We start from the raw sequence: 2855 nt of genomic DNA on the forward strand, positions 1-2855 counted from the left end.
CATTTTGATGTGCTACTTGTAGATGAGGGGCAAGACCTTAACCCTGCAGTGAGAGCTTTTATGAAAGCTCAAACTAATATGAGAGTCTATGTATGTGGTGATGAGTCGCAACAAATTTATCGTTATCGCGGTGCCGAAGATGCATTGAAAGTTCAAGAAAATAGTGGAGCCGAAGTTTTCTCATTAACCCAGTCATTTCGCTTCAATGAACAGGTTGCTACATATGCCAATGCCTTTCTGAACCAACTTGGTGTTCATGAACGGCTTAAGGGGACCGATAATGGCATTATCGAGTCTGTTTTAACTTCAGAAAACGATTTAGATGAAAATCTCCAGATAGCCTATATCAACCGTACGATCGTATTAACGATTGAAGTCGCGATAGAAGCTGACGAACGTGGCAAGAGCATTTACTGGACTGGAGGTTTTAATAACTATCCATTTAACGAGCTCTTTGATTTACTCTACTTGAAGCTAGAGCAGTACGATAAAATACGCTCACGCGACTTTAAGCGTGATTTTTCTACATTCGAAGATTTCGTAGAAGTTGCGAAAAAAACGAAAAACATCGATATGGCTAGAATCCTCAGACTTGTCTCTAAATATGATACTGGTTTGTTTGATATTTATGAGAACTTGAAGCGTTCTAAAGTGGATAAAATTGAGGCTGCTGAAGTTGTCGTAGGAACTTGCCACAGAACGAAAGGCCTAGAGTTTGACCAGGTGGTGCTAGGGGATGATTTTTGTGACCAATTGAAATTAATCGAGCGTACAGAAGACGAAATTCGAGATGAGTTGAATCTAATGTATGTCGCCATCACAAGAGCCAAGTTACGATTCGTAGAATCCCATCCATTTCATTCTGTACGACGTTGCTCACAAAACATTTTTGAACTGGCAAGAGAGTTTCAAAAGAACAAAAGAAGTAGCTCAGGCCGTTTTAAAAAGAGACGCTAATCATAATTCTATCGAGATGAGTAAATTAGGAGAAGTAAGTAAATGGCACTATTTGACAGAGAAACGAGAGAGTTGATAGAAAAGTTGATCAATCAGGTTGATGTTGATCTTCGAACCGATTTTAGTATAGGTATCATTTCTAGTGAAAATGAATATACATCTGTCCTAACTGCAGAAATTCGTAATAGGATTAATGCTAGGCTACCGTTAAAATCAGCTGCATTTTCACAGAAGTTGAAATCAAATGAAGAGCAAGCATGGGGCGTTGATGCTTGTGTTCTATTGATTGATTATGACAAGGGAGTCGGGAAACTATGTTTGTTTGAAGCAAAAAGTGATCGGCCAAATTGGGACTATCTGAAACCTAATTATCAACCACCTACCTCTCACTTTTCATCTCAAATAGCCCGTCAGGTAGTACCTAACAAACAAGGATTTGTTGTATGGGAGCAGTTTTATTCAAGCAAACCAAATGGTACACCTATAGGTGACCGAAATCCTAAGGGGTCTACCTGTATTCTCCATCATCTTGCATTCTACCATAATGGTACACCTCCTAATCCGAACGTTTGGACTGATAATGATATTGATACTCTTGCTCTAGAGAAGCAAAGGGTTTCCAAAATGGGGAGCTTAGTACGTACGGTTTGCAAATGTAAATTAGGGAAACGTTTCGATTTTAGTGAACTAGAAGAATTACTCAGAGAACGTATACCAGTGAGGCACATTTTGTTTTTAGAAGGGGGCCGGGTTGTCTCAGAAAACAATAGCTATCATTCTATTGCTAAACGATATCAGGAAAGGTTCCCAGACTATAAAGTGAGCACTGGTAGGCAGTAAGTGCTGATTTATTACTTGGTTTTTTATCTTAGGTGATTGCTATAACAAGAGCATAATGATTGAAATTCCCTCAATTAGTTAAGTAGACTCGCAAAGTGTAATTCGAACTTTTCCAAACTAGTCAGTTGGTCTTCTCACTAAATGACCAACTGACTAAAAAATAATATGGACTGGATGGCATAGCTTTTGGGGTGCGTTCAGCGTTAGACCTGATTACCTAAGCTTACTGAGCCCGGCACCTAAATGAGAGCCTACTTGTCTTAACTTTTCCTCTTGTTCATGTACCGTGATTTCCAACAACTCACGTTCATTTTCAAGCATGTTGATTCTGTCTTGGCAGTCTTCTACAGCATCGTCATACCCATAGCCGTACATCCTTGCCCCAGTCACTCTGATTAAACCGACTAGCTTTTCTTGTTCATCGATGTACTGCTCATACTCACTACTTTTATTATTTACTAAACCCATATTCCCTCCGCTTCATTTCTCTTAGCCTTGTTCGCTCTTGCTCATCGCCAAAAGCCATATCAAACAACTCTCTGGGCGCGAGCTCTTGTACAGTAACTTGTGGTTCTTGACCTGTCTCAAGTTTAGACGTTCGCTTTCCCTTAAAGGGGAGCACATTTGATTTCATTAGTTCTCCTTAAATTGCAATGATTTACCTTGAATGCATGAAACCAATTTATCTTATGGAAAAGCCGTGGACAGTAGCAGAAACGCATTAATTCATGACCTTGACAATTCGTGGAGATTGTGAGTGTGAAATGTGTCTGTGATATACATAGATTCCATTAAACAGAACATATTGAATATAAAGAATTAATTTCCAGTTTGGTGTTAGAAAAGTCATAACCTAACGGATCAGTAACTCGATAGGAGTCATTGAAAAAAAAGGTAAATTAGATTAGGTTTGAACATGTTTTTTTGTTGGAAGTGTAGGTTGTGTCTAGAGAGCTAATTGCTGGAATAAAAAGAAGTGCAGAAAGCAGTTGTTGTGACTTTATTTGCCAAGAGGCTTACAGAGAAGCAATATGCGAGCTTTATCCTGAAGATGTAGC

The 2855-nt window shown here is 39.0% G+C and carries 3 protein-coding genes; 2 read left to right on the forward strand and 1 reads right to left on the reverse strand.

The features are described 5' to 3' along the window. Both IQR33_RS19765 and IQR33_RS19770 read left to right on the forward strand, forming a co-directional pair. The coding region (locus IQR33_RS19765) for a 3'-5' exonuclease (RefSeq protein ID WP_193843958.1) at nt 1–957 on the forward strand (957 nt) is incomplete at its 5' end. A gap of 42 nt (nt 958–999) precedes the next feature. Further along, nucleotides 1000–1797: a hypothetical protein gene (locus IQR33_RS19770; protein WP_193843959.1), complete on the forward strand. Its 798-nt coding sequence runs from the start codon at nt 1000–1002 to the stop codon at nt 1795–1797. A gap of 213 nt (nt 1798–2010) precedes the next feature. Here IQR33_RS19770 and IQR33_RS19775 read toward each other — a convergent pair whose 3' ends face one another. Beyond that, on the reverse strand, nt 2011–2265 hold the full coding sequence (locus IQR33_RS19775) for a hypothetical protein (protein ID WP_193843960.1): 255 nt from the start codon (nt 2263–2265) through the stop codon (nt 2011–2013). Nucleotides 2266–2855: the final 590 nt, after the last annotated feature.

It is taken from the genome of Vibrio sp. OPT46, assembly GCF_015163535.1.
Classification (GTDB): Bacteria; Pseudomonadota; Gammaproteobacteria; order Enterobacterales; family Vibrionaceae; genus Vibrio; species Vibrio alginolyticus.

Excerpts from the sequence above, each read along its gene's own strand:
- IQR33_RS19775 (WP_193843960.1), bottom strand. The coding sequence starts at position 2,265 with ATGGGTTTAGTAAATAATAAAAGTAGTGAGTATGAGCAGTACATCGAT.
- IQR33_RS19770 (WP_193843959.1), top strand. The coding sequence starts at position 1,000 with ATGGCACTATTTGACAGAGAAACGAGAGAGTTGATAGAAAAGTTGATC.